The sequence below is a fragment of the Flexistipes sp. genome (assembly GCF_036172515.1).
Classification (GTDB): Bacteria; Chrysiogenota; Deferribacteres; order Deferribacterales; family Flexistipitaceae; genus Flexistipes.
Window position 1 is genome coordinate 229,458 of the sequence record NZ_JAXKVW010000002.1, and the last position, 24,483, is coordinate 253,940.

Genomic DNA, 24,483 nt, shown 5'->3' on the forward strand with positions numbered 1-24,483 from the left:
ATTAACTATGAAGTTAAGGAACCCACAGACTTCCTCAACCGTCTCAACTTTATCAACCACATCAACGGTTTCAACCGTCTCAACCCCCTCAACTTTTTCAACCTCTTCAACCTATACCTATACCTTTGCCTCTACCTCAACCTCAACCTCTGCCTTTCCCCGCCTTTCCCCTTGCAATCCCCTGCCGGTATTACTATAATTATTATTAACCTCCACAACAAAGGAGCTCTTATATGGTTTCTGCAAAAAATGAGCTGACAAAAGAGCAGATTCTTCAATACTTACGTGAACATAAAAAAGAATTATATGAGAAATATGGTGTCCGGAAAATCGGACTTTTCGGCAGCTATGCATATGGAGCAGCAAATAGTGACAGCGATATTGATATAGCAGTGGAAATAACCAGAAATAACAAAACGCTTCATAATTTTCTGAGCTTAAAAAGGGACCTGGAAGAAACTTTTGGCAGACAGGTTGATCTGGGCATTGAAAATAATTTAAAGCCATTTATTAAGGAAAAAGTTGAGCGGGAAATTATATATGTCTAAAAGGGATATAAGGCTTTTTCTCTTTGATATTAAAACCTCTGTGGATGCTGTCCAAAGTTATGTTGAAGGCATGAGCTACGATGACTTTATTAATGACAGGAAAACTTACAATGCCGTAATCAGAGAATTTGAAATTATTGGTGAAGCAGTAAAACACCTGCCTTCTGATCTGCTTTCAAAATACAATGAAGTGGAATGGAGTGATATAAAAGATTTTAGAAACCTGCTTATTCACGAATATTTTGGAGTTGATCTGGAAATCGTCTGGAATACTGTATGCTCCGATGTACCTATGCTAAAACAGGCTATAGAGACGATTATTACAGAAAATACCTAAAACATAATAACCCAATAACCAAGAATAACAACAAATAACTATTAATACACAATGAATAACCAGCAATAACTAAGAATTAACTACGAATAACTATGAGATTACTTAAATCATAAACATTCTATACTTCCCCAAACCGCACTCTCTCAACCATCTCAACTTTATCAACCACATCAACGGTTTCAACCGTCTCAACCACCTCAACTTTTTCAACCTCTTCAACCTATACCTATACCTATACCTGTACCTGTACCTGTGCCTTTCCCTCTACCTCAACCTTTGCCTCTGCCTTTCCCCGCCTTTCCCCTTGCAATCCCCTGCCGGTATTACTATAATTATTATTAACCTCCACAACAAAGGAGCTCAGACATGCCCGCTGCAAAAAATGAGCTGACAAAAGAGCAGATTCTTCAATACTTACGTGAACATAAAAAAGAATTATATGAGAAATATGGTGTCCGGAAAATCGGACTTTTCGGCAGCTATGCAAGGAATGAAAACAAAAAAAGCAGTGATATAGACATAGTCGTAGAGTTAGAAAGTGACAATAAATTCAGAAGTTTTTTTGAGCTAAAATATTATCTGGAAGAATCTTTAGATATGGAAGTAGATTTAGGTATAGAAAGTGCTGTAAAAAAGGAAGTGAGAAACCAGATAAACCGGGATATAATCTATGTATAATCGTGATATAAATCTTTATATAAATGATATCCTCGATTCAGCAGAAGCTATTAAAGATTTTGTCGATAATATGGACTATGAAGATTTTTGCAATGACAGAAAAACTTTCAGTGCTACAATAAGGGAGTATATTGTAATTGGAGAGGCTATATCGTCAATTATGGAGATATTGGAGAAAAAGTTCCCTAAGTATCCTTGGCGGATGATTAAAGATTTTAGAAACTTTATTGTACATGAGTATTTTGGCATTGATAAAAAAATTGTCTGGGATTTAACTTCAAAAGAACTTGATGAACTGATAAAAAACATTCAAATTCTGAAAAAAGATTACGACATTTAAAAAAACAACGAGTAATAAATAACAGCCCCGTCTCAACCATATCAACTTCCTCAACCTCCTCAACTTTATCAACATGTTTCGTCCTTGTCCCTTGAACCTTGCTCCTCGGCCCTTTAAACTTAGTTCAATCTCAACCTTATCAACTCTTTCAACCTCTTCAACCTATACCTATACCTTTACCTCAGCCTTTGCCTGTCTCACATCTCACGTCTAACGTTTTACGCTTTACGCATCACGCATTACTCATCACGGCCTTCTCCACTTAGCACTTAGCACTTTTTCTCCTTGACACTCCCTTCTTTTTTGGTAGAATCAGTTATGTTTTTGACAAATTCCGTCATATTTGGTGGTTCATTTGAGCGCTAATGTTAATACTGTAAGCAACATTATTGGTGCCAATTCAGGCTTGAAGAGTGTTTTGGATAAAATCCATGAATATGCACATCTTGATCAGCCTATTACGCTTCTGGCAGAGAACGGAGCCGGCAAGGAAGCTATAGCAAGGGCTATACATAAAGCTTCCAAGAGATCCTCAGCAACATTTATCAGGGTAAACAGTGCTTCCGTACCAAAAAGCCTGCAGTGGGAATATCTGTTCGGTGATAACAATGCTCAAAGCAGAGAAAACATGGGCTGGTTTGGTAAAGCACACAGAGGCACCCTTCTCCTTGATGAAGTAGGCTCCCTTTCAAACGATTCCCAGTCCAGTCTGCTTGAAGTCATATCAAACGGCACTCTTACAAATAAATCAGATAAGCCTGTAAGCATTGACGTGAGGCTTGTGGTTTCAGTCAGCGATAATATTCAGGAAATGATTAAGAAAGGTCTCTTTCTATCAGAATTATGGGAGCGTTTATCCGTTTTTACCATTGAAATCCCGCCTTTGAGAAAACGTCTGGACGATATAGCCGATCTGGCCGATTATTTTGCAAAAAGGGCAGCAGAGAGACTGGGATTTTATCCACGCTCTCTTTCGGAATATGATGTTAAAGTTTTAAAATCCTACGGGTGGCCGGGTAATGTGAGAGAGCTTGCTTCGGTGATGGAGAGGGCGGTTATACTTGGCGAAGGAAAAACCCTTAAAATAAAAGAGGCTTTAGGCGGCGGCTTTGAAGATATTTCTGAGATTAAGCCTTTGGATACAGTTATTAAAAATCATATAGAGAAAGTTCTGCGGCACTGTAAAGGACAGGTGGAGGGTAGAAACGGAGCCGCTCATCTTTTACAGATTAATCCCAATACGCTGCGTGGAAAGATGAAAAAGTTGAATATCGATCCCAATGAATTCAGGGAGGAACATAAATGACTCCTGAAATTGCCTTTACGCTGATAATTTTAGTCTTGATGATTCTGGGAATGGTTTTTGAGTGGTTTGCTCCTGATGTGATAATGTTCAGCGCACTGGGTATTTTTCTTTTAACGGGTATACTGGATCCTGTTGACGCTCTCAGCGGTTTTTCAAATAAAGGTATGATGACTGTAGCTGTTTTGTTTCCCATAGCCTTTGCCGTACAAAAATCCGGATTCTTATCTGCAATGGCGGATCGTTTTATAGGTAAAGCCAAAGACGGTCGAAAATCCCTTCTTAAGATTATGCTCCCTGTATTCGGTCTTTCTTCCTTTTTAAATAATACACCGGTGGTGGCAATGTTTATCCCTACTGTAAGGGACTGGGCGCTTAAAAGTAAAATCTCACCTTCCAAGTTCCTGATTCCTCTTTCATATGCTTCTATTTTCGGCGGTATCTGCACTCTGATAGGCACTTCAACCAATCTTGTTGTAAGCGGGATGCTGTATGATTACAGAAATATTTCACTGAATATCTTTGATATTACACTGATAGGTGTTCCATGCGCCATAGGCGGGTTTGCATTTATGATGTTTATCGGTCACAAACTGCTGCCTAACAAACCCGATCTTCTTAATTCGTTTGCCAAAGCAGGTATTGAATACCTTTATGAAATGAAAGTAAAAGGAGAAAATCTTACAGGAAAAACGGTTGAAACTGCAGGTTTGAGGAATTTGGAGGACATATACCTTGTAACACTTGTAAGAAATGGAAGTCAGATTTCACCGGTAAAACCATCGGAAAAATTATATAAAGATGACATACTTCTTTTCTCGGGCAAAGCCGACGGTATTAAGAAATTACAGGCTATAGAAGGTCTTGAGCCCATACATGATGACGACTTTTGCAGAGAGTTGCTGGAGAAAGGCAAGGCAAGATTTACGGAAGTCGTTGTTTCAAATTCATCCCCAATGCTGGATAAGACAATTAAAGAGGGCAACTTCAGAAGCCGTTACGATGCTGCAGTGGTTGCTGTTCACAGACACGGGGAAAAACTGAACGAAGGCATAGGTAATCTGAAGCTTAAAGCAGGTGATACACTGTTATTGATAACGGGTGATGATTTTATAAATATCTGGAGTGGTTCCAGAGATTTTTATCTTATAAGCAAAGGTGATAAGATACCGATTGTTGATAAGCGCAAATCGTGGATATCACTTATTTCGGTACTTGCAATGATATTGTCTGCTACTTTTGGTATCACAAGTATTTTTACTGCTGCATTTGTGGTTTTGGTAGTGCTTTTGCTCACCAAAACACTTTCCGTATTTGAGGCGAGAAGATCACTGGAATTGAACGTTATAATAGTTATTGCAGCAGCCCTCGGAGTAAGCAAAGCACTGGAGCAGACAGGAACTGCAGGTTATCTGGCTTCTTTTATTGTTAATTCTGTGGGAAGTTTCGGAAATATCGGCTATCTGGCTGCTATATATTTTTCAACGACTCTTTTGACTGAAATTATTACCAATAATGCCGCAGCAGCCCTGGTGTTTCCCATCGCCATGTCCCTTTCTGCACAGTTAGGACTCAGCCCTATGCCCTTTGCCATGGCTATTGCTGTTGCAGCCTCGGCCAGCTTTTCCACACCTTTAGGTTATCAGACAAATCTTATGGTTTACGGCCCGGGGGGATACAAGTTCAGTGACTTTTTAAAAATTGGCATTCCTCTGAATTTAACATACATGATTATTTCAGTAATACTAATACCGTTTATATGGAGCTTTTAATGTGTCCACATATTTACCAGTCTCCGGCTGGTGCTATATGACAAATGAATTGATGGAAGAAATTATCCGGGTTGCAGTTGAAGCCGGCGAGAGAATTATGAAAATTTATGAAGGTGATATCCGGATTGAGCACAAGGAGGATTCCAGCCCTCTTACTGAGGCTGACAGGCGCTCTCACGAACATATTGTTTCAGAGCTTAAAAAGATAACACCTGAAATTCCGGTTTTATCTGAGGAATCTGCGGATATCAGCTGGCAAAAGAGAAAAAGCTGGGGTGAATACTGGCTTGTGGATCCTTTGGACGGCACAAAAGAATTTATAAAAAAGAACGGTGAATTTACCGTAAATATTGCTTTGATAAAAGAAAACGCCCCCGCTGCAGGTGTTGTGGTCATCCCTGCTCAAAAACTAATCTACCGGGCTGATATAAAGAACGGAGCTTTTAGAAGAAATTATGACGGGGCTGAAACAAAGCTGACGGCTGATAATAATCTAAATACAGATAATCTGAAAATCGTTGGCAGCAGGTCACATCAGAGTGAGCTTATGCAGACATTTGTTTCAAATTTTGAAAATTATGAGATTGTAGCTGCAGGGAGCTCTCTGAAATTCTGTCTCTTAGCCGAAGGCAAAGCCGATGTTTATCCGAGATTCGGTCCCACATCTGAATGGGATACAGCAGCCGGTCAATGCGTCTTGGAATGTGCCGGCGGAGTTGTACTCGATAATGCTGGCAACAAACTGAAATACAATACAAAAGATTCCGTGCTGAATCCTTATTTTATCGGAATGAGAGAATACAATGAAACTGTTTTAAGTTGGTTTAAGGCGTTAAATAAGGTACTTAATGCTTAGTCTTTGAGGTATTTGATGTATTTGATGTAATTGAAGGGCTAAGGAGCAAGGGCCTAGGGGCAAGGCGGGAGAAGGTAGAGGTAAAGGTTAAGGTTAAGGTACAGGTTGAAAAAGTTGAGAGGGTTGAGGAAGTTAAGATAAGAGTACTAAATACTAAGTGTTAAGATTTAAATAACACTATATCAACCTTGAACTTTGAACGGAGAACGAAAAGAGGAGTAAAATTTTATGATTTCAGATTACAAACTTACACATTTAAAAGAGCTTGAAGCCGAAAGTATCCACATCATACGGGAAGCGGTGGCTGAGTCCGAAAATCCCGTAATGCTGTATTCAATAGGAAAGGATTCATCCGTCATGCTGCATCTTGCCTTAAAAGCTTTTTATCCGGGCAAGCCGCCTTTTCCCCTTATGCATGTCGATACCACATGGAAATTTAAGGATATGATAACGTTTCGAGACCGAAGGGCTGAAGAGCTTGGGCTGGATTTGATAGTCCATATTAATGAGGAAGGTGTTAAACAGAATATCAACCCTTTCATACATGGCAGTAAAGTTCACACGGATATCATGAAAACGGAGGCTTTGAAACAAGCTCTGGATAAGTACAAATTTGATGCCGTTTTCGGCGGCGCCAGGAGGGATGAGGAAAAATCCAGGGCAAAAGAGCGTGTTTTCTCATTCAGAGATGAGAAGCACAGGTGGGATCCCAAAAATCAGCGCCCCGAACTCTGGAATATTTACAATTGTAAAATCAAAAAAGGTGAAAGTATAAGGGTATTTCCCCTATCCAACTGGACGGAGCTGGATGTATGGCTTTACGTTTATCTGGAAAATATACCGGTTGTGCCCCTGTATCTTGCCAAAAAACGTCCCGTGGTGGAAAGAGACGGAGTCTGGATTCTCGTGGATGATGACAGAATCCCCCTTGGGAAGAATGAAAAGCCACAGTACGAAATGGTAAGATTCAGGACACTCGGCTGCTATCCATTAACCGGTGCGGTTAAATCTGAAGCTGCAACGCTTCCCGAAGTTATTCAGGAGATGCTTTTGACAAAAGTTTCCGAACGCCAGGGCAGAGTGATCGACTTTGATCAGGCAGGCTCTATGGAAAAAAAGAAGATTGAAGGATACTTTTAGTGTTAAGCACTAAGTGCTAAGTATTAAGCGCTAAGTTCAGAGGGCCGCGGGTCAAGGCCAGAGAAGACAGAGGTAGAGGCATAGGCATAGGCATAGGTATAGGTATAGGTATAGGTATAGGTAGAGATTTGGGCGGGTGTTAGATTTCTTTTCTGTCATCCCGAGCGAAGCCGAGGGATCTCTCTCTATGTACCAATAATTTCTGCGAATATGCTTACATAGACTTATATAGGTATTGAAATAGGATATATTGCAAAAGAAACAGGAAATAATTGGGTTAATGAATCAAATGAAATTTTAAAAATGCTAAGCGGATTAGTTAACAACTTAACACTTAGCACTTAACGCTTAACACTAACACCGGAGGTTTTTTAATGAGTCACCAATCGGATTTGATAGAAAAAGATATCATGGCTTACTTGAAAGAGCATGAAGAGAAAGAGCTGTTAAGATTTATCACATGCGGCAGTGTGGATGACGGAAAAAGTACGCTGATTGGAAGGCTGCTGCACGATTCCAAACTTATTTTTGAGGATCAGCTGGAGTCCATAAAAAAGGACAGCAAATATAAAGGCTCTTCGGATGACAATCTGGATCTGGCATTAATTGTGGACGGCTTGCAGGCTGAAAGAGAACAGGGCATTACAATAGATGTTGCCTACAGGTACTTTTCCACAAAAAAAAGGAAATTTATCATAGCCGACACGCCGGGACACGAACAATATACGAGGAATATGGCGACCGGTGCCTCAAATGCCGAGCTTGCCGTTATCCTTATGGATGCATCCAAAGGGGTTTTGCCCCAGACGAAAAGACACACTTTCATAACCAGACTTCTCGGGATAAAATACCTTCTTGTAGCTGTGAACAAAATGGATCTTGTGGATTACAGCGAAGATGTTTTTAAGCAAATTCAGAAAGATTATATGGATTTACTTTCACAGATTGAAAGCGGCCAGGAAAAGCCGGAAGTTGTTTTTGTCCCCATTTCTGCCCTTAAAGGTGACAATGTCGTTAATCTCAGCGATAGGACACCGTGGTATGAGGGTGTAAGTCTATTGCACAATCTTGAGAATATAAAAGTTGACGCTAATATAAATTTGAAGGATTTCAGATTTCCCGTTCAGTATGTTAACAGACCGCATTCTTCTTTCCGTGGTTATTCTGGTATGGTGGCATCAGGAACAATAAAGGCAGGCGAAAGGATTACAGTTCTGCCTTCAAGGAAAGAATCTGTTGTTAAAGAAGTGGTTCCTGCCTATCACTCGGAAAGCGAAAAAAATGATTCACTGCAGACTATGGAAATAGCCTGGCCGCCGATGTCTATTACGCTTACTTTGGAAGACGAGCTGGATATCAGCAGGGGTGATATGATTGTCAAGTCTGAAAATATCCCCGATGTCAGTGATTCCTTCTATGCAATGGTCATATGGATGAATGAAAATCCTTTGGTGAAAAACAGGCAGTACGACATTAAAAGGGCTTCCACTTATACAAGCGGTTATGTTGAGGAAATATTGTACAAGGTCGATGTTAATACACTGCAAAAAAAGGATGCAGACTCACTAAAGCTTAATGAAATCGGATACTGTAAAATCAACCTCACTTCCCAGATTGCTTATGACAAATATGTGGACCATAAGCAGACGGGCAGTTTTATCTTCATAGACAGACTTACCAATGTAACCTCCGGCGCAGGTCTTATTAAAGATAAAGCGGAAAGCAGGAATGTCGTATGGCATGAAACCAATGTGAGCAAAGAGGAGCGCATTGCTATAAAGGGGCACAGTCCCTGCGTATTGTGGTTTACCGGCTTAAGCGGTGCAGGCAAGTCTACAATTGCAGGAGCGGTGGAATCTTACCTAAACCAAAACGGCGTGCATACCTATCTTCTGGATGGTGATAATGTCAGGCACGGATTAAACAAGGATCTGGGATTTTCAGAAGCCGACCGTGAGGAAAATATCAGAAGAATAGGCGAAGTTGCGAAACTGTTTTTGGATGCGGGCGTCATTGTACTCACGTCATTTATTTCCCCTTTCAGAAGAGACAGGGATAATGTGCGGAATATTGTGAATGATGATGAATTTGTGGAAGTTTTTGTGGATACGCCGCTGGACATTTGTGAGAAAAGGGATCCCAAAGGGCTTTACAAAAGAGCCAGAGCAGGTGAAATAAAGGAATTTACAGGTGTTGACTCCCCGTATGAAGAGCCGCATGCTCCGGAAATTCATCTGGAAACAAAAGATCTCAGCGTTGATAAAGCCGTGGAAAAAGTTATCGAACACCTCAAAAACGCCGGAATAATAAATCTTTAAGGTGGATAGCTGGCGCTGGTGTTAGAGCCAGCTCCAGTTGCCTTACTTGTTGGTATAGATTCTAAATTTTACAGGTCGGGCCTTTTCAACCTCCTTCAACCGTCTCAACTCTCTCAACCGTCTCAACTTTATCAACCATATCAACGGTTTCAACCGTCTCAACCCCCTCAACTCTCTCAACCATCTCAACTTTCACGTCTTACGTCTCACGCCTCACGCCTTTCCCTCTACCTCAACCTTTGCCTCTGCCTTCTCAGGCCTCGGCCCTTTAAACTTAGTTTCAATCTCAACCCCCTCAACTCTCTCAACTTTTTCAACCTCTTCAACCTATACCTATACCTATACCTGTACCTTTGCCTCAACCTCAACCTCTGCCTTTTCCCGCCTTTCCCCTTGCAATCCCCTGCCGGTATTACTATAATTACTTATAATCTCCACAAAAAAGGAGCTCAGATATGCCCGCTGCAAAAAACGAACGCACAAAAAAACAAACGCTTGAATATCTGCGGGAACTGAAACCTGAGCTGAAAAGACTCTATGGTATAAATGAGATAGCTGTTTTTGGTTCCTTCGCCAGAGATAACGAGCCTGAATACAATGATATAGATATAATAATTATTGACATGGACAGAAAAAATGGCTTTTTAATTGCAAAAGCTAAAAGATATCTGACGGAAAAACTTAATAAGAATGTAGATATTGGGTTTTATAGTGTTATGAATCCGTATATAAAAAAAAATATTCAGGAAGATATTATACATGTCTAAAAGAATAGAGGAGCTTTTTCTTTTTGATATCTATGTTGCAATATTAAAAATTCAAAAGACTGTTGAAAAATTTGAAAATTCTGAAGAATTACTTCATGATTTTAATGCTTGGGACAGCGTTATCAGGGAATTTGAAATAATTGGAGAAGCAGCCAGGCATCTTATTGGCTCAAACATATTGGATGAAAACGCCCGCGTAGTGGTTGATTTTAGAAATTTGCTTATACATAATTATTTCGGTATCGATCCGGAAGAAGTCTGGGATGTCGTTATAAATGATTTACCGTATTTTACTAATGATATATTGGATCAAATAAATAAAATTGAAGAACTCTTAAAAAAAGAGTTAATAGAAGCTTATTGTGAGCATAATAAATATCTGGACTTTGTTATTGAAAAATTACAAGTCCTTTGACCAAGCCAGGCGGCTCAACCGACTCAACTTATGCCCACTCTCACAACCACGTCCACGTCTCACGCCTCACATCTCACGTTTAACGTCTTACGTCTTACGTTTCACTCCCTTAGCACTAAGTTCTTGACATATAGCTTGTTAGATATATAATTAGATATATTAATCAGGAGGTTGCTATGCCAACTGTAAAAAAACTTATCTCATTTGAAGAATCTATAGCAAACGAATTGGAGATAGTATCCAAGGCTTTGGGTAAAAGCCAGAAGGATATTGTTGAATCCGCTCTGGATTTTTACTTCGACTATACCGATGGTATTATTGCTGACAAAATTACAGATGATATTAAAGCCGGAAAAATGAAAATTTATGACGAAAGTGAAATTTATGAGAATCTGGGTATAGACATTGAAAGTCCAGAAGATTAAATATTCGGAATTTGCTGTAAAAGATCTAAAAAACTTCAATCCGGCTGAAAGGCAGCTTATTGTTAAAAAAATACGCTATCTGGCTGAAAACCTTGATGAACTAAAAAAAACAAAGAAAATTACAGAACTCAAAGGCACAAAATATAAAGGTCAATTTCGTTTTGTTGTTGCAAGAAAAATCAGAGTTATCTTCAGAATCGAAAATGATGATTTAGTTCTGTTGGTGCTCAGAGCGGGAAAAAGAAAAGACATCTATAAGTAAATCTCTTTCACGCATTACGCATCACGGCCCTTTGAACTTAGTTTAATCTCAACCATCTCAACTTTATCAACCACATCAACGGTTTCAACCGTCTCAACCCCCTCAACTCTCTCAACCATCTCAACTTTCACGTCTTACGTCTCACGCCTCACGCCTTTCCCTCTACCTCAACCTCAGGCCTTTCCCCGCCTTTCCCCTTGCAACCCCCTGCCGGTATTACTATAATTATTATTAACCTCCACAACAAAGGAGCTCAGACATGCCCGCTGCAAAAAATGAGCTGACAAAAGAGCAGATTCTTCAATACTTACGTGAACATAAAAAAGAATTATATGAGAAATATGGTGTCCGGAAAATCGGACTTTTCGGCAGCTATGCAAGAGGAAATAAATCAGAAAATAGTGATATAGATTTGTTGTTAGAGCTGGAAAAGCCATTAGGATTTGCTTTCGTCGATTTGTGTGAGTATTTGGAACGAATCCTTAATCATAATGTGGATGTTTTGACTCCACCAATGCTTCAGCATAATCCTGAGTTATGGGAAGATGTCCAAGAGGATATAGTTAATGTCTAAGAGAAATACTAAGGTTTTATTAAATGATATTATATTTTCAATAGAAATATTTTTTCCTATACTAAAAACTACGATTTTCTGGCTTTCAAAAATAACAGGAAAACAGTGGACGCGGTTATCCGCAATTTGGAAATTATCGGAGAAGCTTCTAATAAAATCTCTGCAGATATAAAAAATAATTCTGAGCATATCCCATGGAAACAGACTGTAGGATTGAGAAACAAGGTAATACACGAATATTTCGGTGTTGACGAATCTATAATTTGGGCTGTTGTCTGTGAAGATTTGCCGGAATTGTATGAAAAGCTTCAGAAACTAAGTAAAAAATTGAATACGGAATAAAAAGAAAACTTTAAATACACTATGAGTAACCAAAAATAACAATGAATACACCATAAATAACAACAAATATACTACGAATATCGATCAATAACCAAAAATAACTATGAGGTTAAGTAAATCACAAACATGCTAAACTACTTCAACCGTCTCAACCATCTCAACTTTATCAACCACATCAACGGTTTCAACCGTCTCACCTTCATCAACCCCCTCAACTTTTTCAACCTCTTCAACTGTTTCTCCCTCTACCTCAACCTTTGCCTCTGCCTTCTCAGGCCTCGGCCCTGTAAACTTAGTTTTATTCAACTCCCTCACCTTTCAAATCTTGCGTCTCACTCAGCACATTCATCTTTAAATTTAAATGCTCAGTAAAGTTTTTTTATTGACCAGCCGGCAAATTGTATTATAATAACGGGAGTTATTACAACTGGAGTTGTTATGTGAAATTTTATGACCGTATCCAGGAATTTGATACCCTCAAAAAAGCTGATAATCTAAAAAGCAGCCGTTCAGTTATGACTATAATCACGGGCAGAAGGCGTGTAGGGAAAACTACTTTGACCCTGCAAAATTTTACAAATGATTCAAAACTTTACTTTTTTGTTTCCAAAAAAGAAGAGTCACTGCTTTGTGATGAATTTGTAGACGAAATAAAAGAACGTCTGGATGTTCCTGTTTATGGTAAGATTTCTCAGTTTGAAGATATATTTAAAATGCTTCTGGATTTTTCGAAAAAGCATCCAATTACTTTAATAATAGATGAGTTTCAGGAATTTTTTGTAGTAAACCCTTCAATTTATTCATCTATGCAAAAATTATGGGATTTAAATAAAGATACATCAAAATTACATCTAATACTTTGCGGCTCAAAGTTTTCTCTTATGAAGAAAATTTTTGAAGATTACAAAGAGCCTTTATTTGGGAGAGCTGATTTTCGGCTTAATGTAGAACCTTTGGAAGTAAGCGTACTTGCGGAAATATTGGATGATAAAAGTATGTTGAACAATAAAAATCTTCTTGATTTTTATATATTGACCGGAGGAGTTGCAAAATACATAGAGCTTTTTGTCTTATATAATGCTTTTGACAGAGATTCCATGGTTTCGGAAATAATAAAGGAAAATTCACTTTTTCTGGATGAAGGTAAAAACAGACTCATTGAAGAATTCGGCAGGGAATACAAGGTTTACTTTTCAATCCTTAGTCTTATAGCAAATTCTAAAACCTCTAAAAATGAGATAGAAGGGATTTTGGAAAAAAATATTTCAGGCTATCTTTACCGGCTTGAGAATGATTATGATATTATAAGAAGCATTAAGCCTATTAATGCAAAAGAGGGTTCAAAAAGACAGAAATACGAAATTGTGGATAACTTTTTGTTTTTCTGGTTCAGGTTTATCTACAAATATCAGTCTGTTGTCGAAGCTGATAATTTTGAGAGACTGAGAAAAATAGTGCTCAGGGATTTCGATACTTTCAGCGGAAAATTCCTGGAAAAGATTTTTATTGAATATTTCAGAAAGCAGCAAAAATATTCCAAAATCGGTTCTTATTGGGAGCGGAATAATGAAAATGAAATTGATATTGTAGCCTTAAATGATGAGGAAAAGAAAATTATATTTTGCGAAGTTAAACTATCTGAAAATAAATTGGATAAGAAGAAACTTGAGGATAAATCCCGAACCCTGTTGAAAAAATATGGTGACTATAAAGTTGAGTACAAGCTGCTGAGCTTAAAAGACATAAATCTTGTTTACATGTAAAAGCCGGGTTGAGCGTAAAACGTTAGATTTACCCCGTTAAATGCCGCAGGCAATCAGCCCGCCCGGCTTCGGACGTGGCGGAGCTGATATTTAACATGGGGAGCAAGGGTTAAGTTATGGCAAACTTTGAAGAATTAGAAAAGAAAGCCAAAGGTTGATAAATGTTGAAATAGCTTGCCCAGTGAAATATGAAATCCATTTCACCGGGGTTGAGATGGTTGATGTTGAGGAGGTATTTAAGTAATTTGGGATTGTTTTATCATGATATTTTAGTATTTTAAGTTATAAGAATGAAATATATTACTAATGCAGGTGCTTTTATGAATATTACAGAAATTGAAAATGAAAAAATGAAAAAGTTATTCAAGGAATCTTTATTAGAAGTTATTTCGGAAAATAAAGACCTTTTTCAGGATATATTTTCTGAAGCAATTGAAGATATTGCATTATCTGAAGCAATTAAAGAAGGTGCAAATAGTAAAAAAGTAGATAGAAGCGAAGTGCTAAAGGTTTTGGAGCATGAGAAGTGAAAATAGAATTTCGCTCCAGTTTCTTGAGAGATTTGAAAAAGATTAAAAATAAAAATATACGAAATCAAATTAAAGACTTAATTGATGATATTGAAAACGCTGAAAATTTCTCAGATCTTAAAAATGTAAAGAAATTATCCGGATCTAATCATTACTATAGGATAAGATTGAACGAGTATAGAATAGGGATTTACTATAATAATTCTATCTTTGAATTTATAAGATGCCTTCACAGAAAAGAAGTTTATAAATATTTTCCGTGATTTATAAAAAATATGAGAAAACTAAGTGGATGTGAAAGTGAGAGCGAAAGCAGGTTGATGGGGTTGAGAAAGTTTAGCATGTTTTCACAGTTAACAGGGCCGAGGTTCAAGGGGAAAGGCGTGAAACGTAAGGCGTAAGACGGGGAACGTGAGACGTGAAAATTGCAGTGTCAGTGTTGGTGTGAGTGTTAGTGCTAATGCTGGAGGAGAGGAAGAAGTATGGATGAGATAAAAAGTGTTGATGATTTGGATGTTTTTCAGAGATCACATAAACTTACTCTTGAGTTATATAAAATTACAGAAGATTTTCCTTCTTCTGAAAAATTCGGACTCGTATCGCAAATAAGAAGAGCAAGCAGCTCTATTTGTGCAAATTTATTAGAAGGCAGTTATAGGATTAACACAAAAGAATTCAGACAATTTATAGGAGTATCTAACGGCTCAGTTGGAGAGCTAAAATATCATATTTTACTTGCAAAAGACCTTGGATATATAGAGGAGGAAAAATACGATGAATTCATAATTGCTCTCGATACTATTAGCAAAATGCTTAGAGGGTTAATCAAGTCTCTATCACGAAAAATCACCAACACCAACAGTAACACCAACACCAACACTAACACCAACACCAACACCAAAAAGTGAGACGTGAAATGTGAACCGAAGTTGTTAAAAGACAAAGCATCTAAAAAACTTCTTGAAAAAACTGATGATAAGTAATAAAGTGCATTGTTGTGAAGTAATGTCACAAATAGTATGATAGTTTAACAAATAATAGCAATAGGTTATTCAAACGATATGATAAGTAGCATTTGAGGTTGGTGTAAAGTAATGAATAGCATTAAAATTAGAATACCTGAACCAAAATGGGAAAGTGATTTAGCAAACTTCATTATTGACTTAGAAAAGCTAAAAATAAAAAGGATCGAAGGTGAGATTCCTGAATATATTTTTTTGCAATTAAAGGAAATATTCCATAAATTGGAAACTTTAGGTTCGGCGAGGATAGAAGGTAACAATACTACACTGTCAGAGTATATTGAAAAAATTATTGAAAATAGATTTGAAGAAGAAGAAAAAGAGATTCTAAATATTGAAGAGGCTATTGATTTTATTGAGCAACATATTGAGCATTATTCTATTGACAGGATGTTTATATCCCAGATTCATAAAATTATTACAAAAGATTTAACTCCACCGCCCAAGGGGGAAGGTTCCAAATATCCCGGAGAACTTAGAAAACATAATGTGATAATCCAAAAATCAAAGCACAGACCACCTGATGTTTCAATATTAAATGATTGTTTTGAAGAATTTATAAGGTTTATAAATAAGGATAGGAAAGAACAATATCAACTTTTAATGATTGCAATAGCACACCATAGATTTGCATATATCCATCCTTATGATAATGCAAATGGAAGAGTCGGAAGGTTATTAAATTATGCCTTGCTAATCAAGTTTGGTTTTAAGGTTAGAGATAAGAGAATACTTAATCCTTCATCAGTATTTTATAGCGATAGAGATAGATATTATGAAATGCTTTCGTGTGCTGATAGTTTATTGGATGAAGATTTGCTGACATGGTGTGAATATTTCTTAAAAGGCTTGAAAAATGAAATAGAAAAAATTGATATTTTATTAAAAAGAGAATTTGTAGTAGGAAAAATATTATTGCCCTCAATTAAATATGCGTTGGAAAGAAAACTGTTAACTTCCGAAGAAAAAAAGGTTTTGCACTTAATGATCGATTCTCCCGAGATGTCTATAAAATCTCAGGATTTATCAAAAATTGGGATTGATGGAAGTGTTAAAAAATCACGGTTTATGGAAAAACTCAAAGAAAGAAAGTTTATAAAACCAATCAAGGAAGGTGGCAGAATTTACACAATAAATTTTACAAATAACTATTTGCTCAGGGGCGTAATAAAATCTTTAGAAAAAGAAGGATTTGTTTCTGATTTTTTAGAAAGGAGAGATAGTTAATTGTATAATAATAACCACTAATAGCAACAAATAACCACGAATAACTTTAAAATCACTGGAGAACAAATAATGTCAAAATATAGCTCACAAACACCAACACCAACACTAGCACATACTTATGATGACAAACAATACAGTACGACACAATTGCTGAACCGCCCGTTTGACGACCAGCTTGAATTTGATGAGAATGGAAAGATTACCAGTGAAACAAAATTTAAAATAAATAGTTTAACATTCAATGTTTACCCTGTTAGATGCCGCAGGCAATCAGCGGAGCTGATATTTAACATGGGGAGCAAGGGTTAAGTTATGGCAAACTTTGAAGAATTAGAAAAGAAAGCCAAAGGTTGATAAATGTTGAAATAGTTGAGAGGGTTGATGTGGCAGATTATGTTTTTCCTTTTGAAAAATTAGAGGTATGGAAGCTGTCCAAAGCTTTTGCAACAAAAATTTATAAAAACACCGAAAATTTTCCAAATGAAGAAAAGTTTGGTCTGGTTTCTCAGCTCAGAAGAGCTGCAGTTTCTGTTGCATCTAATTTAGCCGAGGGTTCATCAAGGAAATCCAAAAAAGATCAGGCACATTTTTCACAAATTGCCTACAGCTCACTAATGGAAGTTCTTTGTCAGCTTGAAATAGCGAGAGATATAGGTTATATATCTAAAAATGATTTACAGGATTTAAGATCTGATGCCAGTAAAATTGCTTATATGATAAACTCATTGAGAAGGTCACAAACATGCTAAATTTTATCAACTATCTCAACCTCTTCAACTGTTTCTCCCTCAACCGCCTCAACTTCTTCAACCACATCAACGGTTTCAACCGTCTCAACTATCTCAACCCCCTCAACTTTTTCAACCGTCTCACCTTCCCCGTCTCACGCCTCACGCCTTTCCCTCTACCTCAACCTTTGCCTCTGCCTTCTCAGGCCTCGGCCCTTTGAACTATTGGATAAGGAATCCAGAATAAACTCTCTCAACCTTCTCAACTTCATCAACCACATCAACGGTTTCAACCGTCTCACCTTCCCCGTTTCACGCTTTACGCCTCACGCATTACACATCACGGCCTTACCCGGTTTTAAAAGTTGCAAAATATTGTTCAAGTATTTATAATATAAAAAGAAGTAGTCTTATAGCGACATAGTGACTATATATTGCTAAAGAGGAGCATATAGTGTTAAGAAAAATTATAAGACCTGATTCAGAGGAATATAAGCTATATATACCGAAAGAGTATATTAACAAAGATGTTGAAATATTGGTCCTGCCTTTGTTTGAAAGTAATTCAAAAAAAAGCATTCTTGAAACACTTGCAAACGGACCTACTTACGAAGAAGAGGAAATAACAGAGTGGGAAAAAAGCATTGAAAAAGGTTATGAAAATTGGGAAATAGAGCTGTCTTAATTGATACATCTATTCTGATAAACTATTTTAGGAAAAAGACAAAGAAAACACTTTTTTATATAAGCTTTTTGAAAGAGATTTTGATTTAGTAGTATCCGTTATTACTTTTTTTGAATATAAGCTGGGTTCAAAAGATGAAGAGTTCGATGATTTTCTTTTTAATAATATAAAAATTATTGATTTCGACAAGAGCCAGGGATTGTTGGCTTCCAGGTTGTATAAAGAGTTAAAAAAGGAGAATAAAGTTATAGAATTTAGAGATCTTTTCATAGCATCATGTTCGATTTTTCTTTCTATTCCACTTTTAACATTAAATAAAAATCATTTTGAACGAATTAAAAAAATTGAAATGTTTGATGAGAGACTGCTTAACTGACAGGTGTTACTCCGATAATTAAGTATACAAACGAATAACTATCAATAACCATAAACAACAAGGAATATACTATGAATAACAATGAATATAGTGAGTATTCCGGGTCAAATTGAGCCACCTGTCAGGTGATTGAGAGCCACCAGTCCATTAAGATAGAACCAGTGTTCCGGTAAAGAGGGCCATTTTCTAACAAAATCAAGAGCTTTGAATAGGTACCCTACCCACAACCTCCCCTAATTTAGGGAGGAGCTTTATCTCCCATCCTATCAAAGATTTAGGAGGGGATTAAGGGGTGGTAAAATTTATAAAAACACATTATTCAAAAGTCTAAAATCGGTACTAACCGATCAAGTATTATTACAGCTCTTTATTGTTTTTGGATCCATCCATACTTTGGCTGCCACTCTTTTTCAAAATTTGATTCTGATTGAATACTGCCGATTACTGGCTGCAGGAATCTGGAAATTTCACCAATAATCAGCGATAAATCATCAATACAGACATTCGGATTCGATTTTCTGATAAAGGTGTTCCATTGTATCTTTTTTTGCCGGTCTTTATGAAAATCAGAAGTAAAAGCAAAGGGGACGTCACTTGGAAGAGGTGTTTCGCGTCGGTTAAAGGTATTTTTTATGGCTGTGCTAAGGATGTCCCCTTTAAAGGGAAAACGTGTCGATAGTAGCCAGATATCGTAGAAATCCTTCATTCTGCTGTTTGCCAAACCAAAGTAAACCATAGCTTCTAACTTTTCAGCAACCAACGTATATCGTGGATAAGCTCTTAATTTAGGTGATGGAGAGTCAAGTAGAGTCGGATATTCAATATTTTCCGGAGCAGGTGTTATAGTATCCCCGAAACCTATATCAATTTGCAAAGGAATTTTGGCTTTATTCAAAAACCCTACGAGAGTTATGCGCACACCATCATATTCGTGACCTTCACGAATCTCCTCAACCTTTAATGTATCAGCATCGTAAACCATTCCGTCAACACCACAGCCTATACTGCATATATTGCGAAATATCTCTGCAAGGCTTTGTAAGTTGGAAGAACCAAAACAAAGAAGATCAGCGTCCCGAGTTACACGATGGTTTTGCCCCATCCAAACCAGAAACAGGCTTGCACCTTTTAAGAGGAATCGTTCATTATACGATGATATGCTTAGCCTATAAAGGAATCTTTCCATTCCATAACGAGAAAGGAGAAAATTAAAATCTTCTTCGTTGGCTTTTGCCCGATTCAACAAACGCTGAAGAATCGAATGAGCTATATTCTTATTATTTGCCTTTTTCATACAATCGCTTCCATGTACGGACGCATAATTTTAAGTACTCTGTTAACTTTAGCAGCTCCAACAAGTTCATCCATAGTGGCCTTTCGGGTTCTCATAACTTCGCGGAGAGCTTCAATGGCAACATCAAGCCCAACCTTGTTCCGGAATTTAAAGCAATCTGCAACTGTTTTTGCAGGGGTATAAATTTTTACCAATACACCGTTAATATTTACTTCCTGAATACCGAAACTATATGCTTTTTTATTCATGACCGTGTAATGCAGTGGGGGATAATCAATTTTCGGACGCCATGTATCTCTTGGTACCGCGATCCAAAGTTCATTAGGTATTTGTGTCGTAATCTCATGAAAGCTGAGAGCTGAAATTAGGCAAACAACGGCAGCGGGAATCTTTTTTGCAACTTTAATAAGATTCTGATATTCAGTAATTGGCGCATCGGGGAGCATATACATTCCACGATCAATTTTGATAAGCAGTCCTTTTTTATAAAGACTATACAGAATATGCCTGTTAATGCCGAGCTCTTCGACATCTTTAGGCCGAACAATACCCTTTTCTTTAGTGAGTTTCAGTATTTGATCTGTTTTGTTCATGACTGCACCCTTATCAACAATTCCTCCACAAATATAAACAACTGTATAGGAATTGCAAGCATTTTCTTTTAAAAAAGAGACTCGAAACTTGCGTTCGGTTTAGTCACTATTGTGATTAATACCAAGCTGCAGTCAAGAAAGTAATAAGTCCAAATAATGGTGTATAAGTATATTGGTTGATTTGTGTATTGGTGAAGAGATAATCCAACGTTGAATTTATTATTTCCATGCTTTTTGAATGGTTCAAAGCTCTAAGCAGATACGCAGATATTTTTGATATATTAAAAAATACCCCCTCTCAATCTCCCCCTAAATTAGGGGGAGGTTAGGATGGGGTATATAAAAATGATGTTTGTCAAAAAGCTCCCTTGGTTTATATGATAATAACTTATGCGTTTAAGTTTATTCGTGAAGATTAGTGAGATTCGTGGTTCAAATCCTTTGAAAAATAAAATACATATTTACCTTACTCAAACAAATGCAACTTGGTATAAAAAGTTAAAAAAGGAGAATAAAGTTATAGAATTTAGAGATCTTTTCATAGCATCATGTTCGATTTTTCTTTCTATTCCACTTTTAACATTAAATAAAAATCATTTTGAAAGAATCAAAAAAATTGAATTGTTTGATGAGAGACTGCTTAACTGACAGGTGTTACTCCGATAATTAAGTATACAAACGAATATCTATCAATAACCAAGAATTACTATTAATAACAACGATTAACAAACATGCTAAACTCCCTAAACCTTCTCAACTTTATCAACCATCTCAACGGTTTCAACTGTCTCAACCTCGACCGTTCAACCCCCTCAACTTCATCAACCTCCTCAACTGTTTCTCCCTCTACCTTAACCTCTCCCTCAACCTGATTTTTAGCACTAAGTCCTTGACATTTTAAACATTTTATTATAAATAACCTTTTGTACAATAAAATAGCTTCTAAATTTTTCCCCGATCAAAAATCATGATACGGCAACTGCGGTAGCCCGTCCAAAATTAGTGTATTGGTATATTGGAAGAATAGAAAATTGGAATTGTGGAAAAGTGGAATATTGGAAAAACTGATGAGTAGTAATGATAGTATAAGCAGAAACGCAGATATATTTGTTATATAAGAATAGAGATTCCTCGGTTCCACTTTGTTCCACTCGCCCAGTTAAATCCGGCTTGCCGGGTTGCGTTGCAACATTTAACAGGGCGAGGAATGACATAAAGTCCTGTCATCTCTTGCCTGGTTAAATGCCGCAGGCAATCAGCGAAGCTGATATTTAACGGGGGCGACCGAAACGGAGTGGAGTGGAGAGATCTCTTTTGCTTAATGTTATATGCTAAATAAATATGCAATTATGCTTAAAACATGACTTCAGAAATTTGGATGTCTGGAAATTAGCAAAAGATTTCCGACGAGAAATAAAATTATTGTGCGACAATTTACCAACAGATGAAAAGTATAGATTAGCTGACCAATTAATCAGAGCATCACGCTCAATAACTGCCAACTTAGCTGAGAGACATGGCAGGTACCACTTCCAGGAAAATATCCAGTTTTGCAGACAAGCCCGAGGATCGTTATTTGAATGCTTAGATCATTTAACTGTATGTTTGGAAAATGGCTATATTGATGATAAAATGTTTGTTGATTTAGAAATAAGCATTTATAATATTCTAAAAAAACTCAATGGATATATCAAATATTTGCGGGATAAAAAGAATGAAAAATAACAACCACTCCACTCCACGACTCCTCCACTCCTCAACTCCTCCACTCATCAACTCCTCCACTACTCAACTCCATCAACTACTTCAACTGTTTTAAGATTGATCAACCGAGGAATCTGGCGAAAAGTGTGACGGTGGAGTGACATTTATGTGCTGGTGCTGGAGGAAAGCTAAATATGATTGAAGTGAAAAGTGTTGAAGATTTGGATGTTTTTCAGAGATCACATAAACTTACTCTTGAGTTATATAAAATTTCAGAAGATTTTCCTTCTTCTGAAAAATTCGGACTCGTATCGCAAATAAGAAGAGCAAGCAGCTCTATTTGTGCAAATTTATTAGAAGGCAGTTATAGGATTAACACAAAAGAATTCAGACAATTTATAGGAGTATCTAACGGCTCAGTTGGAGAGCTAAAATATCATATTTTACTTGCAAAAGACCTTGGATATATAGAAGAGGAAAAATACGATGAATTCATAATTGCTCTCGATACTATTAGCAAAATGCTTAGAGGGTTAATCAAGTCTCTATCACGAAAAATCACCAACACCAACACCAACACTAGCACTAACACTAACACCCACAGCAAGGAGCATAAATGAAAATTCTTGTAACAGGTACTGCAGGATTTATTGGGTCTCATCTTGCCAATTATTTGATTCAAAGAGGTGATGAAGTCGTTGGTTTGGATAATATTAATGATTATTACGACCAGAGGGTAAAATACGGGAGACTTCAAAGAGCTGGAATAATCGATACACTGGAAGCAGGAAAAGATATTGCTTACAATCAACTAATAACCAGTAACCAATATACCAATTATAACTTCATCAAACTAAATCTTGAAGACAAAGAAAAACTGATGAATTTATTTTCTTCTGAACGCTTTGATGCTGTATGCAACCTTGCAGCTCAGGCAGGAGTTAGGTATTCGCTGACGAATCCGGATGCATATATTCAGAGCAATATTGTTGGTTTTATAAATATCCTTGAAGCATGCAGACATAATAATGTCAAAAATTTGTCTTATGCCAGCAGTAGTTCGGTTTATGGTCTTAATGAAGATTTACCTTTTAGTACAAAACATAATGTTGATCATCCAATAAGTTTGTATGCAGCCAGCAAAAAATCAAATGAGTTAATGGCTCATACCTACAGTCATCTTTACGGTATTCAAACGACAGGGCTTCGTTTTTTTACTGTTTACGGACCATGGGGAAGGCCTGATATGGCATTATTTCTTTTTACTAAGGCTGCTCTGGAAAATAAACCGATCGATGTTTTTAATAAAGGCGATATGCTGAGGGATTTTACGTATATTGATGATATTGTTGAAGGTGTTGTAAGAGTGATCGATAATCCCGCTAAACCAATTTCTAATTTAAAATTTAGCACTCAAAATTCAACACTCGACACTCAAAACTCATCACCCAACACTCAACACTCATCACCTAACACTCAACACTCAAAACTTAAAAACTTGCCCCCTCAAATTTCAACCGCTCCATATCGAGTTTATAATATTGGAAACAATAATCCTGTACAACTCATGGACTTCATAGAGGCAATAGAAAACAAACTGGATCTCAAAATAAAAAAAAATATGATGCCCATCCAGCCCGGAGATGTCCCGGCTACTTATGCAGATGTAAATGACCTCGTTGAAGATCTTGGCTATAAACCGTCAACACCTGTGCAGGAAGGAATTAATAAGTTCGTGGATTGGTACCTTGACTTTTTCGAAGTCAGTGATTAGTAATTAGTGACTGGAGAAGATGATTTGAAAAATCATATGGATTTAGACGCTTGGAATGATTTATAGGTAAAGGTTAAGTTAGAGGTTTAGGTTTAGTTATGTATAAAAGTTTTAAAGAAATGCCGATTTGGCAGGAAGCTATGGATATTGCTGAAAAGATCTTTCATATTACTGATAATTTGCCAAAAAAGGAAGATTACGGTTTTACTTTTGAAATTTAGGGCTAAGGTTTACCCCGTTAAATGCCGTAGGCAATCAGCCCGCCCGGCGTCGGACGTTGCGGAGCTGATATTTAACATGGGGAGCAAGGATTGAATTATGGCAAATTTTGAAGAGTTGGAGGTCTGGAAAAGAGCTTCAAGACTTAGTGCAGATTTGTACACATATTTTAGGTCATTGAAAGATTATGGTTTTCGTGATCAAATTACTCGTGCGGGACTGTCTATTCCATCAAACATCTCTGAGGGCTATGAACGTGACACGGCAAAAGATAGAGCGAGATTTTTAACTTACGCAAAGGGTTCCTGTGGTGAGCTGCGTACTCATATTTATATAGGCATTGAAGCAGGATATATTGAAAAAGAAGTTGGTTATAAATGGGTACAGGAAACAAAGGAATTATCAAAAATGATTTACGGGCTAATGAAATTTGTTAAAACAACTTAAAACCAAGAGTAAAACTTACCCCTTGCTCCTCGGCCCTGTAAACT

32 protein-coding genes and 1 pseudogene are annotated in these 24,483 nt (G+C 37.1%); 29 read left to right on the top strand and 4 right to left on the bottom strand.

The features are described 5' to 3' along the window. Positions 1 to 233 precede the first annotated feature (233 nt). The 15 genes from UMU13_RS02775 to UMU13_RS02845 all read left to right on the top strand — a co-directional run bounded on the left by UMU13_RS02775 (position 234) and on the right by UMU13_RS02845 (position 12,077). Positions 234 to 548: a nucleotidyltransferase family protein gene (locus UMU13_RS02775; protein ID WP_328217040.1), complete on the top strand. Its 315-nt coding sequence runs from the start codon at positions 234 to 236 to the stop codon at positions 546 to 548. Beyond that, the gene (locus tag UMU13_RS02780; RefSeq protein ID WP_328217041.1) at positions 541 to 885 is read left to right on the top strand and encodes a HepT-like ribonuclease domain-containing protein; all 345 of its coding nucleotides are present in this window, start codon (positions 541 to 543) and stop codon (positions 883 to 885) included. Before UMU13_RS02775 ends, UMU13_RS02780 begins: the two co-directional genes overlap by 8 nt. A 366-nt stretch (positions 886 to 1,251) precedes the next feature. After that, complete coding sequence (locus UMU13_RS02785; RefSeq protein ID WP_328217043.1) at positions 1,252 to 1,563, top strand: nucleotidyltransferase family protein; 312 nt, start codon at positions 1,252 to 1,254, stop codon at positions 1,561 to 1,563. Further along, positions 1,556 to 1,903: a HepT-like ribonuclease domain-containing protein gene (locus tag UMU13_RS02790; protein WP_328217044.1), complete on the top strand. Its 348-nt coding sequence runs from the start codon at positions 1,556 to 1,558 to the stop codon at positions 1,901 to 1,903. Before UMU13_RS02785 ends, UMU13_RS02790 begins: the two co-directional genes overlap by 8 nt. Before the next feature lie 355 nt (positions 1,904 to 2,258). Further along, positions 2,259 to 3,209 carry a sigma-54-dependent transcriptional regulator gene (locus tag UMU13_RS02795; RefSeq protein WP_328217045.1) on the top strand — a complete coding sequence of 317 codons (951 nt, stop codon included), beginning with the start codon at positions 2,259 to 2,261 and terminating at the stop codon, positions 3,207 to 3,209. Continuing rightward, positions 3,206 to 4,978, top strand: coding sequence for an SLC13 family permease (locus UMU13_RS02800; RefSeq protein WP_328217046.1), 1,773 nt, complete (start codon positions 3,206 to 3,208; stop codon positions 4,976 to 4,978). Before UMU13_RS02795 ends, UMU13_RS02800 begins: the two co-directional genes overlap by 4 nt. A gap of 37 nt (positions 4,979 to 5,015) precedes the next feature. Beyond that, positions 5,016 to 5,834, top strand: coding sequence for a 3'(2'),5'-bisphosphate nucleotidase CysQ (gene cysQ, locus UMU13_RS02805; protein ID WP_328217047.1), 819 nt, complete (start codon positions 5,016 to 5,018; stop codon positions 5,832 to 5,834). 231 nt (positions 5,835 to 6,065) lie between these two features. Further along, positions 6,066 to 6,974, top strand: coding sequence for a sulfate adenylyltransferase subunit CysD (gene cysD, locus UMU13_RS02810; RefSeq protein ID WP_442902125.1), 909 nt, complete (start codon positions 6,066 to 6,068; stop codon positions 6,972 to 6,974). 374 nt (positions 6,975 to 7,348) lie between these two features. Continuing rightward, positions 7,349 to 9,292, top strand: coding sequence for a sulfate adenylyltransferase subunit CysN (gene cysN, locus UMU13_RS02815; RefSeq protein ID WP_328217050.1), 1,944 nt, complete (start codon positions 7,349 to 7,351; stop codon positions 9,290 to 9,292). A 455-nt stretch (positions 9,293 to 9,747) separates the two neighbouring features. After that, positions 9,748 to 10,059 carry a nucleotidyltransferase family protein gene (locus UMU13_RS02820; RefSeq protein ID WP_328217051.1) on the top strand — a complete coding sequence of 104 codons (312 nt, stop codon included), beginning with the start codon at positions 9,748 to 9,750 and terminating at the stop codon, positions 10,057 to 10,059. Then, positions 10,052 to 10,474, top strand: coding sequence for a HepT-like ribonuclease domain-containing protein (locus tag UMU13_RS02825; RefSeq protein WP_328217052.1), 423 nt, complete (start codon positions 10,052 to 10,054; stop codon positions 10,472 to 10,474). Before UMU13_RS02820 ends, UMU13_RS02825 begins: the two co-directional genes overlap by 8 nt. A 176-nt stretch (positions 10,475 to 10,650) precedes the next feature. After that, positions 10,651 to 10,899, top strand: coding sequence for a hypothetical protein (locus UMU13_RS02830; RefSeq protein WP_328217053.1), 249 nt, complete (start codon positions 10,651 to 10,653; stop codon positions 10,897 to 10,899). Then, positions 10,880 to 11,161, top strand: coding sequence for a type II toxin-antitoxin system RelE family toxin (locus UMU13_RS02835; protein WP_328217054.1), 282 nt, complete (start codon positions 10,880 to 10,882; stop codon positions 11,159 to 11,161). Before UMU13_RS02830 ends, UMU13_RS02835 begins: the two co-directional genes overlap by 20 nt. Before the next feature lie 259 nt (positions 11,162 to 11,420). After that, positions 11,421 to 11,735 (top strand): nucleotidyltransferase family protein, encoded by a 315-nt coding sequence (locus UMU13_RS02840; RefSeq protein WP_328217055.1) that lies wholly within the window; start codon positions 11,421 to 11,423, stop codon positions 11,733 to 11,735. Positions 11,736 to 11,783: 48 nt separating this feature from the next. After that, positions 11,784 to 12,077, top strand: coding sequence for a HepT-like ribonuclease domain-containing protein (locus tag UMU13_RS02845; RefSeq protein ID WP_328217086.1), 294 nt, complete (start codon positions 11,784 to 11,786; stop codon positions 12,075 to 12,077). A 129-nt stretch (positions 12,078 to 12,206) separates the two neighbouring features. Here UMU13_RS02845 and UMU13_RS02850 read toward each other — a convergent pair whose 3' ends face one another. After that, positions 12,207 to 12,383, bottom strand: a complete 177-nt coding sequence (locus UMU13_RS02850; RefSeq protein ID WP_328217056.1) for a hypothetical protein — start codon at positions 12,381 to 12,383, stop codon at positions 12,207 to 12,209. Between the two features lie 134 nt (positions 12,384 to 12,517). On the opposite strand from UMU13_RS02850, the gene UMU13_RS02855 reads away from it, so the two are divergent. From UMU13_RS02855 to UMU13_RS11785, 9 genes and pseudogenes are all read left to right on the top strand, one after another. After that, complete coding sequence (locus tag UMU13_RS02855) at positions 12,518 to 13,840, top strand: ATP-binding protein (protein ID WP_328217057.1); 1,323 nt, start codon at positions 12,518 to 12,520, stop codon at positions 13,838 to 13,840. A 290-nt stretch (positions 13,841 to 14,130) separates the two neighbouring features. After that, entirely contained in the window at positions 14,131 to 14,370 is a 240-nt protein-coding gene (locus UMU13_RS02860) for a hypothetical protein (protein WP_328217058.1), read from the top strand. Next, on the top strand, positions 14,367 to 14,633 hold the full coding sequence (locus UMU13_RS02865; RefSeq protein ID WP_328217059.1) for a type II toxin-antitoxin system RelE family toxin: 267 nt from the start codon (positions 14,367 to 14,369) through the stop codon (positions 14,631 to 14,633). Before UMU13_RS02860 ends, UMU13_RS02865 begins: the two co-directional genes overlap by 4 nt. Positions 14,634 to 14,852: 219 nt before the next feature. Beyond that, positions 14,853 to 15,278 carry a four helix bundle protein gene (locus UMU13_RS02870; RefSeq protein ID WP_328217060.1) on the top strand — a complete coding sequence of 142 codons (426 nt, stop codon included), beginning with the start codon at positions 14,853 to 14,855 and terminating at the stop codon, positions 15,276 to 15,278. A gap of 186 nt (positions 15,279 to 15,464) precedes the next feature. Then, the gene (locus UMU13_RS02875; RefSeq protein ID WP_328217061.1) at positions 15,465 to 16,619 is read left to right on the top strand and encodes a Fic family protein; all 1,155 of its coding nucleotides are present in this window, start codon (positions 15,465 to 15,467) and stop codon (positions 16,617 to 16,619) included. Positions 16,620 to 16,688: 69 nt separating this feature from the next. Then, positions 16,689 to 16,928, top strand: coding sequence for a hypothetical protein (locus tag UMU13_RS02880; RefSeq protein ID WP_328217062.1), 240 nt, complete (start codon positions 16,689 to 16,691; stop codon positions 16,926 to 16,928). Between the two features lie 74 nt (positions 16,929 to 17,002). After that, positions 17,003 to 17,368, top strand: coding sequence for a four helix bundle protein (locus UMU13_RS02885; RefSeq protein WP_442902126.1), 366 nt, complete (start codon positions 17,003 to 17,005; stop codon positions 17,366 to 17,368). A gap of 433 nt (positions 17,369 to 17,801) precedes the next feature. Beyond that, positions 17,802 to 18,032, top strand: a complete 231-nt coding sequence (locus UMU13_RS02890) for a hypothetical protein (RefSeq protein ID WP_328217065.1) — start codon at positions 17,802 to 17,804, stop codon at positions 18,030 to 18,032. Positions 18,033 to 18,087: 55 nt separating this feature from the next. Further along, a pseudogene (locus UMU13_RS11785) lies at positions 18,088 to 18,408 on the top strand (type II toxin-antitoxin system VapC family toxin); the annotation flags it as partial. Positions 18,409 to 18,775: 367 nt separating this feature from the next. Here UMU13_RS11785 and UMU13_RS02895 read toward each other — a convergent pair. The 3 genes from UMU13_RS02895 to UMU13_RS02905 all read right to left on the bottom strand — a co-directional run bounded on the left by UMU13_RS02895 (position 18,776) and on the right by UMU13_RS02905 (position 21,226). Beyond that, on the bottom strand, positions 18,776 to 19,702 hold the full coding sequence (locus UMU13_RS02895; protein ID WP_328217066.1) for a nucleotidyl transferase AbiEii/AbiGii toxin family protein: 927 nt from the start codon (positions 19,700 to 19,702) through the stop codon (positions 18,776 to 18,778). Then, on the bottom strand, positions 19,699 to 20,295 hold the full coding sequence (locus tag UMU13_RS02900; protein ID WP_328217067.1) for a type IV toxin-antitoxin system AbiEi family antitoxin domain-containing protein: 597 nt from the start codon (positions 20,293 to 20,295) through the stop codon (positions 19,699 to 19,701). Before UMU13_RS02900 ends, UMU13_RS02895 begins: the two co-directional genes overlap by 4 nt. Before the next feature lie 709 nt (positions 20,296 to 21,004). Further along, the gene (locus UMU13_RS02905; RefSeq protein WP_328217068.1) at positions 21,005 to 21,226 is read right to left on the bottom strand and encodes a hypothetical protein; all 222 of its coding nucleotides are present in this window, start codon (positions 21,224 to 21,226) and stop codon (positions 21,005 to 21,007) included. 443 nt (positions 21,227 to 21,669) lie between these two features. Between UMU13_RS02905 and UMU13_RS02910 the strand changes: the two genes are divergently transcribed. The 5 genes from UMU13_RS02910 (at position 21,670) to UMU13_RS02930 (ending at position 24,439) form a co-directional block, all read left to right on the top strand. Beyond that, positions 21,670 to 22,020 carry a four helix bundle protein gene (locus UMU13_RS02910; RefSeq protein ID WP_328217069.1) on the top strand — a complete coding sequence of 117 codons (351 nt, stop codon included), beginning with the start codon at positions 21,670 to 21,672 and terminating at the stop codon, positions 22,018 to 22,020. Positions 22,021 to 22,193: 173 nt separating this feature from the next. Further along, entirely contained in the window at positions 22,194 to 22,619 is a 426-nt protein-coding gene (locus tag UMU13_RS02915) for a four helix bundle protein (protein ID WP_328217070.1), read from the top strand. After that, complete coding sequence (locus UMU13_RS02920; protein WP_328217071.1) at positions 22,616 to 23,773, top strand: NAD-dependent epimerase; 1,158 nt, start codon at positions 22,616 to 22,618, stop codon at positions 23,771 to 23,773. The genes UMU13_RS02915 and UMU13_RS02920 overlap by 4 nt, the downstream gene beginning before the upstream one ends. A 98-nt stretch (positions 23,774 to 23,871) precedes the next feature. After that, positions 23,872 to 23,994 (top strand): four helix bundle protein, encoded by a 123-nt coding sequence (locus UMU13_RS02925; RefSeq protein WP_328217072.1) that lies wholly within the window; start codon positions 23,872 to 23,874, stop codon positions 23,992 to 23,994. 97 nt (positions 23,995 to 24,091) lie between these two features. After that, positions 24,092 to 24,439: a four helix bundle protein gene (locus tag UMU13_RS02930; RefSeq protein ID WP_328217073.1), complete on the top strand. Its 348-nt coding sequence runs from the start codon at positions 24,092 to 24,094 to the stop codon at positions 24,437 to 24,439. The last annotated feature ends 44 nt before the right edge of the window (positions 24,440 to 24,483 follow it).